10 protein-coding genes and 1 pseudogene are annotated in these 14,107 nt (G+C 73.2%); 7 read left to right on the forward strand and 4 right to left on the reverse strand.

Features of this window, described 5'->3' with window-relative positions:
- Window positions 1–73 precede the first annotated feature (73 nt).
- Window positions 74–871 (reverse strand): TIGR03084 family metal-binding protein, encoded by a 798-nt coding sequence (locus tag STRBO_RS0137145; RefSeq protein WP_005486206.1) that lies wholly within the window; start codon window positions 869–871, stop codon window positions 74–76.
- Between the two features lie 288 nt (window positions 872–1,159).
- On the opposite strand from STRBO_RS0137145, the gene STRBO_RS0137150 reads away from it, so the two are divergent.
- A complete protein-coding gene (locus STRBO_RS0137150) occupies window positions 1,160–2,137 on the forward strand; it encodes an EamA family transporter (RefSeq protein ID WP_209442961.1) in 978 nt (325 codons plus the stop codon).
- Between the two features lie 30 nt (window positions 2,138–2,167).
- On the opposite strand, the gene STRBO_RS0137155 is transcribed toward STRBO_RS0137150, so the two are convergent.
- A complete protein-coding gene (locus tag STRBO_RS0137155) occupies window positions 2,168–2,719 on the reverse strand; it encodes a GntR family transcriptional regulator (protein ID WP_005486209.1) in 552 nt (183 codons plus the stop codon).
- Window positions 2,720–2,767: 48 nt separating this feature from the next.
- On the opposite strand from STRBO_RS0137155, the gene STRBO_RS0137160 reads away from it, so the two are divergent.
- Window positions 2,768–3,127, forward strand: a complete 360-nt coding sequence (locus STRBO_RS0137160) for a DUF952 domain-containing protein (RefSeq protein ID WP_005486210.1) — start codon at window positions 2,768–2,770, stop codon at window positions 3,125–3,127.
- Window positions 3,128–3,198: 71 nt separating this feature from the next.
- On the opposite strand, the gene STRBO_RS0137165 is transcribed toward STRBO_RS0137160, so the two are convergent.
- Window positions 3,199–6,186, reverse strand: a complete 2,988-nt coding sequence (locus STRBO_RS0137165) for an FAD-binding and (Fe-S)-binding domain-containing protein (protein ID WP_005486211.1) — start codon at window positions 6,184–6,186, stop codon at window positions 3,199–3,201.
- Window positions 6,187–6,478: 292 nt separating this feature from the next.
- Between STRBO_RS0137165 and STRBO_RS0137170 the strand changes: the two genes are divergently transcribed.
- The 5 genes and pseudogenes from STRBO_RS0137170 (at window position 6,479) to serC (ending at window position 12,395) form a co-directional block, all read left to right on the forward strand.
- Window positions 6,479–8,914 (forward strand): ATP-binding protein, encoded by a 2,436-nt coding sequence (locus STRBO_RS0137170; protein ID WP_005486212.1) that lies wholly within the window; start codon window positions 6,479–6,481, stop codon window positions 8,912–8,914.
- Window positions 8,911–9,318 (forward strand): annotated as a pseudogene (locus STRBO_RS40805) (roadblock/LC7 domain-containing protein); the annotation flags it as partial. The gene STRBO_RS0137170 and the pseudogene STRBO_RS40805, both read left to right, overlap by 4 nt.
- A gap of 155 nt (window positions 9,319–9,473) precedes the next feature.
- Window positions 9,474–9,821 (forward strand): DUF742 domain-containing protein, encoded by a 348-nt coding sequence (locus STRBO_RS0137180; RefSeq protein WP_005486215.1) that lies wholly within the window; start codon window positions 9,474–9,476, stop codon window positions 9,819–9,821.
- A 25-nt stretch (window positions 9,822–9,846) separates the two neighbouring features.
- Window positions 9,847–11,082 carry a cytochrome P450 gene (locus tag STRBO_RS0137185; RefSeq protein ID WP_028797069.1) on the forward strand — a complete coding sequence of 412 codons (1,236 nt, stop codon included), beginning with the start codon at window positions 9,847–9,849 and terminating at the stop codon, window positions 11,080–11,082.
- Window positions 11,083–11,276: 194 nt separating this feature from the next.
- Entirely contained in the window at window positions 11,277–12,395 is a 1,119-nt protein-coding gene (gene serC / locus STRBO_RS0137190) for a phosphoserine transaminase (protein WP_005486217.1), read from the forward strand.
- 71 nt (window positions 12,396–12,466) lie between these two features.
- Here the strand turns inward: serC and STRBO_RS0137195 are convergent, their stop codons facing one another.
- Entirely contained in the window at window positions 12,467–14,083 is a 1,617-nt protein-coding gene (locus STRBO_RS0137195) for an alpha/beta hydrolase (protein WP_028797070.1), read from the reverse strand.
- Window positions 14,084–14,107: the final 24 nt, after the last annotated feature.

Consider the following 14,107-nt stretch of genomic DNA (forward strand, 5'->3'; position numbering starts at 1 on the left):
GTGGTCGACGTCGGCGCCGCTGCCGCTGCCGTGGCTGCCGCCGCCGTGGCCGGCGTCACCGGCGTCACCGGCGTCACCGGGTGGTCTCCTTCGGCTCGCGTCCCGTTCCCGGGGGGCCGGCGAAGGCCTGGGCGATGTCCAGCCAGCGGTCGGCGTCGGCGCCCTCGGGGTGGAGGGCGAGGTCGGTGCGGTGGGCGCGCTGGGTGACCAGGAGGCAGAAGTCGAGGGCGGGGCCGCCGACGCGGTCGGTCGCGTCCTCGGGGCCGTACGTCCACACCTCGCCGGCGGGACTGGTGAGTTCCACGCGGAACTCCTCGAACGGCGGGGTGAGCCCGTGCACGCCGAACGCGAAGTCGCGGGTGCGGATGCCGAGCCGGACGATGTGGCGGAGCCGGTCGCCGGGGGCGATCCGGGGGACTCCGAGGGCGTCGGCGACGTCCAGGCCGTGGGCCCAGGTCTCCATCAGGCGGGCGGTCGCCATGGAGGCGGTGGACATGGGCGGGCCGTACCAGGGGAACCGCGCGCCCTCGGGCGCCGCGCGCAGGGCGTCCTCCAGGGCCGCGCGCCCGGCCCGCCAGTGCGCGACCAGTCGCTCGGGGGGCTTGGCGGCCCCTTCCTCCGCGCCGATGTCCACGAAGTCGCCGGGCGCGGTCAGCGCGCTCTCGACCTCACGGGCGAAGGCGGCCTGGTCGGTCACGGCCAGCACGGAGGAGTGGTCCGTCCAGGCGAGGTGGGCGATCTGGTGGGCGACGGTCCAGCCGGGGGCGGGCGTGTCGAGCGCCCATTGCTCCGGGCTCAACTCGGCGACGAGCAGGTCGAGTTGCTCGCTCTCGGCATGAAGGTCGTCGATCACGGGCGTGGGGTCGGCCATGGGGGGAGCATGGCAGCGGAGACAGAAACAAGCAAGCGTGCTTGGATTTTTGGTCGCCGAGCCGCCCGGTCCGCCCGCCGCGCTCACGGGAGGGCGGGGGTGGAGACGCCGGGAGGCGGGAGAGGAAGCGGGAGGAGGCGAGAGAGGAGGCGAGAGGAGGTGTAAGTTGCAAAACTGATTACAGCCATGACTTAGTCCATTGCTTTGCACTACCGAGTCCCCCATACTGAACGAAACGCCCTCTCCGCCCCTGCGAACCCCGCTCTCCGCTCTCCTTGGACGGCCCCCGTGACACTCCCCAGCGCTGACCAGTCCGCGCCCGCCGCAGCCGCAGCCGCGACCGCGCCGTCGGCCGGAACCGGGCTCGCCTCCGGCGACACCCGCGCCTCGCGCGCTCCACGGGGCCTCGGGTCACTCGGGCCCGTGGGGCTGGTGCTGGCCGGCGGGATCTCGGTGCAGTTCGGCGGGGCCTTGGCGGTGACGCTGATGCCGCGTGCCGGTGCGCTCGGGGTGGTGACCCTGCGCCTCGCGGTGGCCGCGCTGGTGATGCTCGTGGTCTGCCGCCCCCGGCTGCGCGGGCACTCGCGCACCGACTGGAGCACGGTGGTCGTCTTCGGCGCCACCATGGCCGCGATGAACGGCCTCTTCTACCAGTCCATCGCCCGCATCCCGCTCGGCCCCGCCGTCACCCTGGAGGTGCTCGGCCCGCTGGTGCTCTCCGTCCTGGCGTCCCGCCGCGCCGTGAACATGGTGTGGGCCGGGCTCGCCCTCTGCGGTGTCTTCCTGCTCGGCGGTGGCGGGGACTTCGGCGCCCTCGACCCGCTCGGCGTCGCCTTCGCCCTGGCCGCCGGGCTGATGTGGGCCCTGTACATCGTCTTCAGCGCGCGGACGGGGAGGCGGTTCCCGCAGGCCGACGGGCTGGCGCTGGCCATGGTCGTCGCGGCGGTGCTGTTCCTGCCGCTAGGGATCGTCGAGTCGGGGACGCGGCTGATCGACCCGACGACGCTCGCCCTGGGCGCCGCCGTCGCCGTCCTGTCCTCCGTCCTCCCCTACACCCTGGAACTCCTCGCCCTGCGCCGCATGCCCTCGTCCACCTTCGCGGTCCTCATGAGCCTGGAGCCCGCGATCGCCGCGACCGCCGGCTTCCTGATCCTCGACCAGGCCCTCGCCGCCACCGAGGCCCTCGCGATCGCCCTGGTCATCGGGGCGAGCATGGGAGCGGTGCGGACGCAGGTGGGGCGGGGGAAGGCGGGGGTTGCGGGGTGAGCGAACGGGCGGGGAAGGCCCTCTCCGGTGCTACGGCCCCGCCTCGACCGCGATCTCGTAGCGCAGTCGCTGGCTCCTGGCCGGCATCACCATGCGGTCGACCTGGATCGGGCGGTCGTCGCGGTCGAAGGTGACCCTCGTCAGCCGGAGCACCGGTTCGTCCGGCGCGGTACGCAGAGTCGCCCGCTCCTCGTCGTCCGGGTTGTCGGCCGTCACGTCCTCGCGGACGAGGGCGCCGATGTGGCCGAGCCGGGCGAGCAGGGTGACCGCTCCACCGGGGATCCTGGCGGTTCCGGCGAGAGCGGTGCCGCGCGCGATGCCGGCCGGGTAGTAGGTGTCGGTGAGTTCGTTCGGCCGGTCGTCGAGGAGGATCAGGCGGCGGCGTACGACGACCGGCTCCCCCTCCGTCGACCCGAGCAACCGCGCCACCTCGGCGGGGGCCGCCACCTCACCTGCGTACAGAATCCGCTGGGTGCCCCGCCGCCCCTGCGCCGCCGCGTCCGCGCCCCAGGCGTCGCCCTGCCCCTTCTCCCTCGGAGTCAGATACGGCATCGACGTGCTGACCCACCTGTTCTCGTGCACGGAACCTCCCGGCCGTCGGACCTGTCTCCCTGTTGTATAACCGGGCCTGTGATCTACCACGTCGTCTCCCTCGCCGCCTGGAACGCCCGCCCCGACCAGCCGTACGCGCCCGCGTCGCTTGCGGAGGACGGGTTCGTGCACTGTTCTCCCGATGAGGCGACGACGCTGGCCGTCGTCAACGCCTTCTACCGGGACGCGCCCAAGCCGCTGCACGTGCTCCTTCTCGACGAGGAACGGCTGGATGCCCGGGTGGAGTTGGAGGCCGCCGCTCCCGCGCCGCCGCCGGGGGTCGGGGCGGACGTTCTGTTTCCCCATGTCTTCGGGCCGCTGAACCGCGAGGCCGTGGTGCGGGTCCTGGAGATCCGGTGGGACGAGGAGGGGCGCGCGATGGGGCTCGGGGCGGAGTAACGGGGCGGGCGTCGCCCATCACCGGGCGCCCGACCAGTGGCTCGGGTCGGCTCGGAGGGCTCGGTGCCGTTTCACCCGCGCGCCTCGTCCAGCCCCTCCGCCAGCACCTCCGCCAGGTGCAGCCCCCGTCTCCCCGCCAGCTGCTCCAGCTGGGTCCGGCAGGAGTAGCCGTCCGCCAGGACCAGCGCGTCGGCCGCCGCGTCCCGTACCGCCGGGAGGAGCTGGTCCTCCGCGCAGGCGACCGAGACCTCGTAGTGGCCCTTCTCGAAGCCGAAGTTGCCGGCGAGGCCGCAGCAGCCTCCGCTGAGGTCGCCGGTGATGCCGGCGGCGGCGCGGAGGCGGCGGTCGGGGGCGTCGCCCAGTACCGCGTGCTGGTGGCAGTGGGTCTGGCCGACGGCCGGGCGGCCGACGACGGGCGGGGTCCAGTGCGGGGCGTGGCGTTCGAGCGCCTCCGCGAAGGTGAGGACCGAGGCGGCGAGCCGGTGCGCCCGGGGATCGCCGGGGAGCAGTTCGGGCAGGTCGGTGCGGAGCGTCGCGGCGCAGCTCGGTTCGAGGACGACGACGGGGAGAGGGGCCGGGGCGAGGGCGGGGTCCTGGTCCGGGGGTCGCCGCCCCGGCGCGGGGGTCGTGGCCGCGTCCAGCACGTCCAGCATGTCCAGCGTGCGGCGCAGCACCGCGCGCGCCCGGTCGAGCTGGCCCGTCGAGACGTAGGTCAGGCCGCAACAGACCCGGCCCTCCCGCGCAGGCGCCACGATCACCCGCAGACCGGCCGCCTCCAGCACCTTGAGCGCCGCCTGCCCCACGGACGGCGAGAGGTACTCCGTGAAGGTGTCGGTCCACAGCAGGACTGTCGTCGCTCCGGCCGCTGCCGCGCGCTCCTCGTCCGTCTCCTCCGGCCTGCCCCGCTCCCCGAACTCTTTCTCGTACCACCGCGTGAACGGCACCCGCGCGAGCCGGGGCAGCTCCCGCTCCCCCGCGATGCCGCCCAGCCGTTTCGCGAGCGCGGCCAAGGGGCGTGCGGCGGCGAGGGTGTTGACGAGGGCGGCCGCGCGTGCGCGGGCGATCAGGCGGAGCCACTGCGGCAGCCGGCCCATCGTGTGGTGGGCGGCCGGGCGGCGGCGGCCGGCGTAGTGGTGGTGGAGGAACTCGGCCTTGTACGTGGCCATGTCGACGCCGACCGGGCAGTCGGAGCGGCAGCCCTTGCAGGAGAGGCAGAGGTCGAGGGCGTCCCGTACCTCGGGCGAGCGCCAGCCGTCGGTGACCACCTCGCCGGCCAGCATCTCGTGCAGGAGGCGGGCCCGGCCCCGGGTGGAGTGCTCCTCCTCCCCCGTCGCGCGGAAGGAGGGGCACATGACGGCTCCGGACGCCGGACTCACCTCGGTCGTCCGGCACTTGGCGACGCCCACGCAGCGCCGGACCGCCGCCGAGAAGTCGCCGCCGTCGTCGGGGTAGGCGAACTCCACCGGCGCGGGTGTGCGCGGCAGCACCGCGAAGCGCAGGTTCGCGTCGAGGGGGGCGGGGCGGACGAGCATGCCGGGGTTCAGGAGGTCGTCGGGGTCCCAGACGCCCTTCACCCGCTCGAACAGCCGGACCATCTCGGTGCCGTACATCGTCGGCAGGAGTTCGGCGCGGGCCTGGCCGTCGCCGTGTTCGCCGGAGAGGGAGCCGCCGTGGGAGGTGACCAGTTCGGCCATTTCCTCGGAGAAGCGGCGGAAGCGGGCGACGCCCGCCGGGGTCAGCAGATCGAAGTCGATACGGACGTGGATGCAGCCGTCGCCGAAGTGGCCGTAGGGCGTGCCCCGCAGGTCGTGGGCGCGCAGCAGGCCGCGGAAGTCCCGCAGGTACGCGCCGAGCCGGGCCGGTGGCACCGCGCAGTCCTCCCAGCCGGGCCAGGCCTCCGTGCCGTCGGGCATACGAGTCGCCGTACCGCTCGCGTCCTCACGGATGCGCCACAGCGCGCGCTGGGCGGCGGGGTCCGTCACCACGAGCGCGTCGGCGGCCCCGGCCGCGCGGACGATCGCGTCGGCGTGCGCCCGCGCCTCGGCGGGCGTGGCGCCGCCCGTCTCCACGAACAGCCAGGCCCCGCCCGGCGGAAGGCCGGTCGCCCCCGGCGGGACGAGGTCCGCGGCCATGCCCTCCACCGTGAGCGGGCGGTGCGGCAGCAGGCCGGGGGCGGCCTCGGCCGCCGCGCTCTCGTCGGCGTACGCCAGCACGGCGAGGGCACGCGCGCGGGGGGCCTCGACGAGACGTACGACCGCTTCCGTGAGCACCCCGAGCGTGCCCTCGGAGCCGCAGAAGGAGCGGGCCACATCCGTGCCGTTCTCCGGGAGGAGGGCGTCGAGGGCGTAGCCGGAGATACGGCGGGGGAGGTGGGGGAAGCCGGTGCGCAGGAGGGCCGGCTCGCGCTCCACCAGCGCCCTCAGACCGTCCGGCGCGCCCGACCAGCCCTGGCCGAGCCGCAGCGCCTGGCCCCTGGCGCCGGTCACCGCCAGCGCGCGTACGTTGTCGGCCGTCGTGCCCCAGGCGACCGAGTGGGAGCCGCAGGAGTTGTTGCCGATCATGCCGCCGAGGGTGCAGCGACTGTGGGTGGAGGGGTCGGGGCCGAAGCGCAGGCCGTGCGGGGCGGCGGCCTCCTGGAGCCGGTCCAGGACCAGGCCGGGCTGGACGACCGCCGTGCGTGCCTCGGGGTCGAGGGAGACCAGCCGGTTCATGTGGCGGGTGAGGTCCAGCACCACGCCCGTGCCCGTGGCCTGCCCGGCGATCGACGTGCCGCCGCCGCGCGCGACGACCGGGACGCCGTGCTCCCGGCACACGGACAGGACGGCCGCCACGTCGTCCGCGTCCCGGGGGGCGACCACGCCGAGCGGCACCCGCCGGTAGTTGGAGGCGTCCATCGTCACCAGGGCGCGTGCCGTCACGTCGAAGGCGGCCTCGCCGCGCACGCCGGCCGCCCGCAGCGCGGCAGGCAGCGCGGCCCGCAGCGCCGCCGCGTCCGCGTCACCTGCGGCGCCCCGCGCGCTCGCGCCGCCATCGGCCGTCCTGCCCCCGAGTTCCGTCATGCGTCCCAGGATGCACCCGACCACTGACAGTGACCGTGGAGCGACAGAGCGGCGATGACACAGCGGCGGGACGCCGACGGGAGACCGGGCGGAAAGGCGGCGCGCCGCTCACCGGGTACGTTGGCTTGATTCCGGAGAGCTAACCGGAAACCGGCCAACCACCGTCACGAACTCCCATATAGTGACGCCCAATTGAGCACCAGACGTCGCTTCTCGTTCAGGGACCGACCGAGTTACCCATCCAGGAACCGACTGAGTTACCGAGTTCAGAACCGACCGAGGACACCAGCCGATGACCGCGCCCAGCTCACCTCGCTCACCAGGCGAACGCCCCGCCCTGCGCTCAGTCCTTCCCCTGCCCCTGGTGACCGCCCTGCTCACCGCGACCGCCACCGGAGCCGCGGTCGCGGTGGCGCCGCAGTCCGTGCGGACGCCCCTCGCCGCCGGGGCGGGGGCGGCCGCGCTGCTGCTCACGGCGGTCGTCGCGGTCGCCATGCACGCGCGCGTGTCGGTGCGACTGCTGCGCCTGCGGCTCGACGCCGTCTCCCGGGAGACCGGTCTGCTGCTGCGGGAGCGGGCCCGGAGGGCCGAGGAGTTCGCGCAGGAGCGGGGGCGGCTGACGGAGGAGTTCGTCCAGGAGCGGGCGCGGATCGCGGCCGAGTTCGCCCGGGAACGGGTGCGGCTGACGACGGAGTCCGAGCGCGAACGCGAACGACTGTCCGACGAGCGGGACCGCGCGGCGGAGGAGATCACCCAGGAGCGGGTGGCGCTGTCCGAACGCGCCAAGCAGGCCGAGACCGAACGCTCCGCCGTCCTCGCCGTCACCGCCAACGTGGCAGGCCGGATGCAGGCCCTCGCCACCGCCACCCTCGCCGACCTCCGCGCCATGGAGGAACGTCACGCCGACGAGGACGTCCTCGCCGACCTGCTCCACCTCGACCACCGCACCGCCCAGGCGGGCCGTCTCGCCGACTCCGTCGCCGTCCTCGCGGGCGCGCGCTCGGGCCGCCGCTGGGCCCGCCCGATCCCCATGGAGTCGATCCTGCGCGGCGCGATGGGCCGCATCGGCGCCTACCGCCGGGTCCGGCTGCACTCCTCCAGCGAGACCGCCGTCGCCGGTCACGCCGCCGAGGGCGTCATGCACGCGCTCGCCGAACTCCTCGACAACGCGGCGAACTTCTCGCCACCGACCGCCGAGGTCCATGTGTACGTCGAGGAGGTCCCGGCCGGCGCGATCATCTCGGTCGAGGACTCCGGGCTCGTCATGGGCGATGTCCAGCTCCGGCGCGCCGAACGCGCCGTGTCGGGCGAGGCCACCGACCTGGCGAGCCTCTCCGGCACGCGTCTCGGCCTCGCCGTCGTCGGCCGCCTCGCCCGCAAGCACGCCCTGCGGATCTCCTTCCGCCCGTCCGCGCGCGGCGGCACGGGCGTCCTCATGCTCATCCCGCAGGACGTCCTGGCGAGCACGATGCCCACGACGGCGTCTCCCACGGGGTCCGCCCCGGCCCAGTCGCCCTACGGAGGCGTGCGCGCCCCGCACGATCTGGACGCCGAGCCGACGCCGACCCACTCGTTCCCGACGGACGCCCCGGCCGCCCCTGTCGCCGACCCGGTGGCGGACGCCCTGATCGACTCCTTGTCCGGCTACAGGAACGCCACCCCCGCGCCGGATCCGACCCCGGCTCCGGCCCCGGCCCCGGACAATCCGGCCGGCGCACCGGCGTTCGGTTCCTCGTACGACGGTTCGTCCGACTACTCGTCCGGCTACTCGTCCGACTATTCGTCCGGTTCCTCGCAGGACTCCTCTTACGACTCCCCTTACGACTCCTCTCACGACCCTTCGTACGGGTCCCCGAGAGGCACTTCGGGTTCCGCCTTCGGCTCGTCGTTCCGCTCGTCGTTCAGCTCGGAATTCGGCACCGGGGAGTACGAGTCCGGTTCCGCCGACGAGACCGCCGCCCCCTCAGACGCCCTGCCCCGGCGCCGTCGCGGCCAGTCCCTCGCCGACGCGGAGGCCCGTACCCGGGCCGCGGCCGATGCCGCCGCGGCCCGGCCGGAGCGGACCTCCCGGCCCGCCGAGGACGCAAGCAGCGGTGCCGTGCGGTTCAGCAGTTTCCGCCGCGCGGTGCGGGGCACGGGCGGCGGGCTGGACCAGGCGTTCGTCCAGGGGACGGCCGCGGACGACGAGGGCGCCACGGGTGTGCCGCCCGGGACCGGCGCCGCCCTGGAACCCGTACGGGACGCCGCCGCGCCCGCCGAAGCCGTACGGCAGCCGGAGTTGGAGCCGGTGCGGGAGTCCGAGTGGGGTGCGGTGGCGGGCTCGGCGTGGGAGCCCGGACCCGAACCCGTACGGGAGACGGCCTGGGAACCCGGGCCACCCGTGCAGGACGGCGCATGGGCGCCCGAGCCCGCGCGGGGCCTCGTGTGGGAGCCGGAGGCGGTGAAGGAGGCGGCCTGGCAGGCGGAGGCCGCCGCCGAGCTTCCCTGGGCGCCGGACCCCGCGGGGGAGGCCAAGTGGGAGCTGGACCCCGTAAGGGAACTGGCCTGGGAACCCGCACGGGACACCCGCCCGGCCCCGGACGACGACACCGGCTCCGCGTCCTACCCCTCCCCGTCCTACCCGGACCCCGACCCGGACCCCGACCCGGACCCCGACCCGGCCGGAGAGCGGCTCCCCGCCCCGGACCCGCGCACGCACCCCCACCTGGAAGGCGACCACACCCCATGACCGGTACCGGTATCGGCACCACCGCCGACGACAGGCTCACCTGGCTCATGGAGGGACTGCTGGAACGCACTCCGGGCGCCCGGCACGCGCTCGTCCTCTCCCGGGACGGTCTGCGCCTGTGCCGTACCCCCGAGCTGTCCGTCGACCGGGCGGACCAGCTCTCCGCGATCGCCGCCGGCATCCAGTCGCTCTCGCAGGGGGCGTCCATGGAGTTCGGCGACGGCAGCGGAGGCGTACGGACGGCGATGGCGGAGTTCCACGGCGGGGTCCTGTTCATCGTGGAGGCGGGCGAGGGCGCGCATCTGGCCGTGGTGACGGACGAGGAGGCGGACGCCGGTCTCGTCGGCCACAACATGAGCGAGCTGGTCGAACAACTCGGCGAGCACCTGAGCGCGAAGCCGCGCCAGCCGACGAGCGCGGCCGCCCCATCGGCCGCGACCGGCCCGACGGCCGCGAGGAACGCGACCGGCCCGATGGGCGCGACGGGCACGACCGGTGCCGCCGCCGTGATCACCGCTACGACGACGACCGCGGCTACGGCTCTGGCGCCCCGTACGTCATGAGCCGGCCCGGCAGGGACGACCTGCCCGACCGGCTCTACACGCTCACCGGGGGGCGCAGCCGTTCGGCGCCCGGAACGCCGTTCGACCTGGTGACCCTGGTGGTGGCGGAGAGCCAGCCGGTGCCCGGCATGCAGTCGGAGCACGTGGCGATCCTGCGGCTGACGGAGCGGCCGACGGCGGTCGTGGAGATCGCCGCCGAGCTGCGGCTGCCGGTGAGCATCACGAAGGTGCTGCTCTCCGACCTCCTCGCGGCCGGCCGGGTCAGCGCCCGGCACCCGAACCAGGCCACGCTGATCGATCCGGACATCCTGGAGCAGGTGCTAGTTGGACTTCGCAACCTCTGACAACGGCGACGGCCACCCGTTCCCCCTGCCTCCGCTCTCGTCCCCCGCGTCCGTCCCCGTGCCCCTCCTCGGTGCGCGTGTCCAGGGTGCTCCCGCCGCCCGGTACGGGGATCTGCGGCGGGAGCACGGCGAGGTGGTGCCCGTGCTGCTCGACGGGGGCCTACCGGCGTGGCTGGTGCTCGGCTACAGCGAGCTGCACCAGGTGACCAGCGATCCGGAGCTGTTCAGCCGGGACTCGGGGCTGTGGAACCAGTGGCCGAACATCCCGGCCGACTGGCCGCTGCTCCCCGTCATCAGCCCCGATCAGCCCTCGGTCCTCGGCACGGTCGGCGAGCGGCACCGGCAGCGGGCCGCGCTGATCGAGGAGGCGCTGGAGGCGGTCGAGCCGCTCGAACTGCGCGGCCATGTCGAGCGGTTCGCGGACGAGTTGATCGACGTGGTGTGCGGGGTGGGCGCGGCCGATCTGGTGGGGCAGTTCGCGGCGCTGCTGCCCGTACGGGTGCTGGCGTACCTCTTCGGCTTCCGGGAGGAACACGGTCCCGGGCTGGTGGTCGCGCTGAACGACATCCTCGACGGCCAGGACCGGGCGATGGCGGCGGAGGGGTATCTGCGCACGGCGATGGACCGGCTGGTGTCGGAGCGGCTGCGGCAGCCCGGCGACGACGTGGTCTCGCGGCTCCTCGCGAACGCGCGCGCGTACGAGGTGACGGTCGAGGAGGTCACCCACGACGTGATGGTGATGCTGGCGGTGGGGCATCAGCCGACCGCCGACTGGATCGGCAACTCGCTGCATCTGATGCTGACGGACGAGCGGTTCGCGGCGTCGTTGTTCGGAGGGCGCAGCAGTGTGGCCGAGGCGATGAACGAGGTGCTGTGGGAGGACGCGCCGATCCAGAACGTGGCCGGGCGGTGGGCCACCCGTGACACACGGCTCGGTGGGCGGGTGCTCCGTGCGGGTGACCTCGTCCTGCTGGGGCTCCAGGGGGCCAACTCCGATCCGCGGGTGCGTACGCAGGGGGCGCTCACCGGTGGCAACAACGCGCACTTCTCCTTCGGGCACGGGGAGCACCGGTGTCCCTTTCCGGCGCAGGAGACGGCCGAGGTCATCGCCCGTACGGGTATCGAAGTCGTCCTGGACCGGCTTCCGGACATGGACCTCGCGGTCCCGTCCGGGGCCCTGGCCCGGCGGGTGTCTCCTTGGCTACGGGGGCTGGTGGAGCTGCCTGTGCGGTTCGCGCCGGGGCCGGTCCGTGGGGTCTGACGTGCCGGGGTGTCGCCCCCGCCGCCCCTACCCGGTCCATCCCCCAGGGGCTGCGCCCCTGAAAAGCAGCAACCCCCACCGGACCCCGCGTCCGCCGGCGCACTCGCACCCCCGAGTCATCAGGCACCCCGCCCCGTCTCACCCGACGGACGACGTTTCGCCCAGGTTTCGCGGAGCGGCTAGGCTCCATGCCCGTGGCTGATATCCAGATCCCCGCTGACATCAAGCCCGCCGACGGACGTTTCGGCGCGGGCCCCTCCAAGGTTCGGACGGAGGCGCTGGACGCGCTGGCCGCGACCGGCACCTCTCTGCTCGGCACCTCCCACCGCCAGGCCCCGGTGAAGAACCTGGTCGGCCAGGTCCGTGAGGGCATCAGCGAGCTGTTCTCCCTGCCCGAGGGCTACGAGGTCGTCCTCGGCAACGGCGGCTCCACGGCCTTCTGGGACATCGCGACCCACGGCCTGATCGAGAACAAGAGCCAGCACCTGACCTTCGGCGAGTTCAGCTCGAAGTTCGCCAAGGCCGCGAAGCTCGCCCCCTGGCTCGCCGAGCCGACGGTCGTCTCCTGCGACCCCGGCACGCACCCGGAGCCGGCCGCCGAGGCGGGCGTCGACGTCTACGCCTTCACGCACAACGAGACGTCCACCGGTGTCGCCGCCCCGCTGAACCGCGTGGCCGGCGCGGACGAGGGCGCCCTCGTCCTGGTCGACGCCACGTCCGGCGCGGGCGGCCTGCCCGTCGACATCGCCGAGACCGACGTCTACTACTTCGCCCCGCAGAAGTCCTTCGCCTCCGACGGCGGCCTCTGGATCGGCGTCTTCTCCCCGGCCGCCATCGAGCGCGCCGAGCGGATCCACGCCTCCGGCCGCCACGTCCCGGAGTTCTTCAGCCTCCCCACGGCGATCGACAACTCCCGCAAGAACCAGACCTACAACACCCCGGCGCTCGCGACCCTCTTCCTGCTCGACCAGCAGCTGAAGTGGATCAACGGCCAGGGCGGTCTGAGCTGGTCCACGGCTCGGACGAAGGACTCCTCGACCCGCCTCTACACCTGGGCGGAGGAGAGCAAGTACGCGAGCCCGTTCGTCACGGACGCGGCCAAGCGCTCCCAGGTCATCGGCACGATCGACTTCTCGGACGAGATCGACGCCGCCGCCGTCGCCAAGGTCCTGCGCGCCAACGGCATCGTCGACACCGAGCCCTACCGCAAGCTCGGCCGCAACCAGCTGCGCATCGCCATGTTCCCGGCGATCGCCCCGGACGACGTCGAGGCGCTCACCAAGTGCGTCGACTACGTGATCGAGAAGCTCTGATCACCGGCGTACGACGCTGAAGGGCGCCCGGCAACCAGTGCCGGGCGCCCTTCTCGTTCGTCACCGCGCGGTCAGCCTCGGAAGCCGAGTATGCCGTGCAGGGTCTCACCGCTGGTCGCGCCGGCCCCGCCGACGGTGCTCAGGGTGGACTGCGCCGACTTCTGCTCGGCGGGCGCCGGCGTCGGGTCGGGCAGCTTCTTGCACGTGGCGTCGGCCGTGCCCTTGCCGTGCGGCACCTTGCCGTTGGTCAGGTACGTCGCCAGGTACTTGTCGAGGCAGCTGTTGCCGCTCAGCGAGATGCCGTGGTTGCCGCCGCCCTGCTCGACGACCAGGCTGGAGTTCTTGAGCAGCTTGTGGACGGTGACCCCACCCTGGTACGGGGTGGCCGCGTCGTCCGTCGCCTGGAACAGCAGCGTCGGCGGGAGCTTGGAGTTGGCGATGTTCACCGGCTTCAGCGACTTGGTCGGCCAGAACGCGCACGGCGCGTTGTACCAGGCGTTGTTCCAGGCCATGAACGGGGCCTTCTTGTAGACCGCCCAGTTGTCCTTGGTCCACTTCTTCCAGTCGCGCGGCCAGGACGCGTCACGGCACTGCACCGAGGTGTAGACGCTGTAGCCGTTGTCACCGGAGGAGTCGATGGCGGCGAAGTTGTCGTACGCGTCCACCAGCGGGGCGGTGTCCTTGTCGTTCACGTACGCCGCGAACGCCTCGGCCAGGAAGGGCCAGTAGCCGTTGTAGTAGCCGCCCGGGATGAAGGTGTCCTCCAGCTCGGAGGCGCCCACCTTGCCCTCAGCCGGCTTCTTGGCGAGCGCGTCCCGCATGGCGTACCACTTGGCTTCGATCTTCTTCGGATCGGTGCCGAGCTTGTACGTGGAGTTGTACTTCGCGACCCACTTCGTGAACGCCTTGTGGCGCTTGTCGAAGGCGTAGTCCTGGTCGAGGTTGTCCTCGTACCAGACACCCGTCGGGTCCACGATCGAGTCCAGCACCAGGCGCCGCACCCGCTGCGGGTACAGCTTGGCGTAGACGGCGCCGAGGTAGGTGCCGTACGAGTAACCGAAGTAGTTGATCTTCTTCGCGCCGAGGGACTTACGGATCGAGTCCAGGTCCTTCACGGCGCTGATCGTGTTGATGTACGGCAGGACGTCCTTGTACTTGGTACCGCAGGCCTTGGCGAAGGACTGGGCGCGCTTCACGTTGGCCGTCTCGATCGCGGACGTGCTGGGCACGGAGTCCGGGCGCACCGGGTCGAAGTAACCGGGCTTGCAGTCCAGGGCGGGCTTGCTCGCGCCCACTCCCCGCGGGTCGAAGCCGATGACGTCGTACTGCGCGGCGACCTTCTTCGGCAGCGAGGACGCGACGAACGAGGCCAGACCCGTACCGCTGCCACCGGGGCCGCCCGGGTTGACCAGCAGCGGGCCCTGGTACGTCTTCGAGGTGTGCGGCACGCGGGACAGCGCCAGCGTGATCTTCTTCCCGTTCGGCTTCGCGTAGTCGAGCGGCACCTTCACCGAGCCGCACTGGAGCGTCGGCGAGTTGTCGGTGGCGCACTTCTTCCAGGCGACCTTCGCGGCGGCGGCCTGGACGGTGTTCGCGGAGGGCGACCCGCTGGCGTTGGCGGGAACGGCGCTGAGCGTCCCGGCCAGAACGACGCCGGCGCCGCACAGCACGGCTGCGCTTCTTCTCATGAAGTTCTCTCTGAACGATGGGGG

It is taken from the genome of Streptomyces bottropensis ATCC 25435 (genome assembly GCF_000383595.1).
Classification (GTDB): Bacteria; Actinomycetota; Actinomycetes; order Streptomycetales; family Streptomycetaceae; genus Streptomyces; species Streptomyces bottropensis.

Excerpts from the sequence above, each read along its gene's own strand:
- STRBO_RS0137145 (WP_005486206.1), bottom strand. The coding sequence starts at position 871 with ATGGCCGACCCCACGCCCGTGATCGACGACCTTCATGCCGAGAGCGAG.
- STRBO_RS0137165 (WP_005486211.1), bottom strand. The coding sequence starts at position 6,186 with ATGACGGAACTCGGGGGCAGGACGGCCGATGGCGGCGCGAGCGCGCGG.
- STRBO_RS0137170 (WP_005486212.1), top strand. The coding sequence starts at position 6,479 with ATGACCGCGCCCAGCTCACCTCGCTCACCAGGCGAACGCCCCGCCCTG.
- STRBO_RS0137180 (WP_005486215.1), top strand. The coding sequence starts at position 9,474 with ATGAGCCGGCCCGGCAGGGACGACCTGCCCGACCGGCTCTACACGCTC.
- STRBO_RS0137195 (WP_028797070.1), bottom strand. The coding sequence starts at position 14,083 with ATGAGAAGAAGCGCAGCCGTGCTGTGCGGCGCCGGCGTCGTTCTGGCC.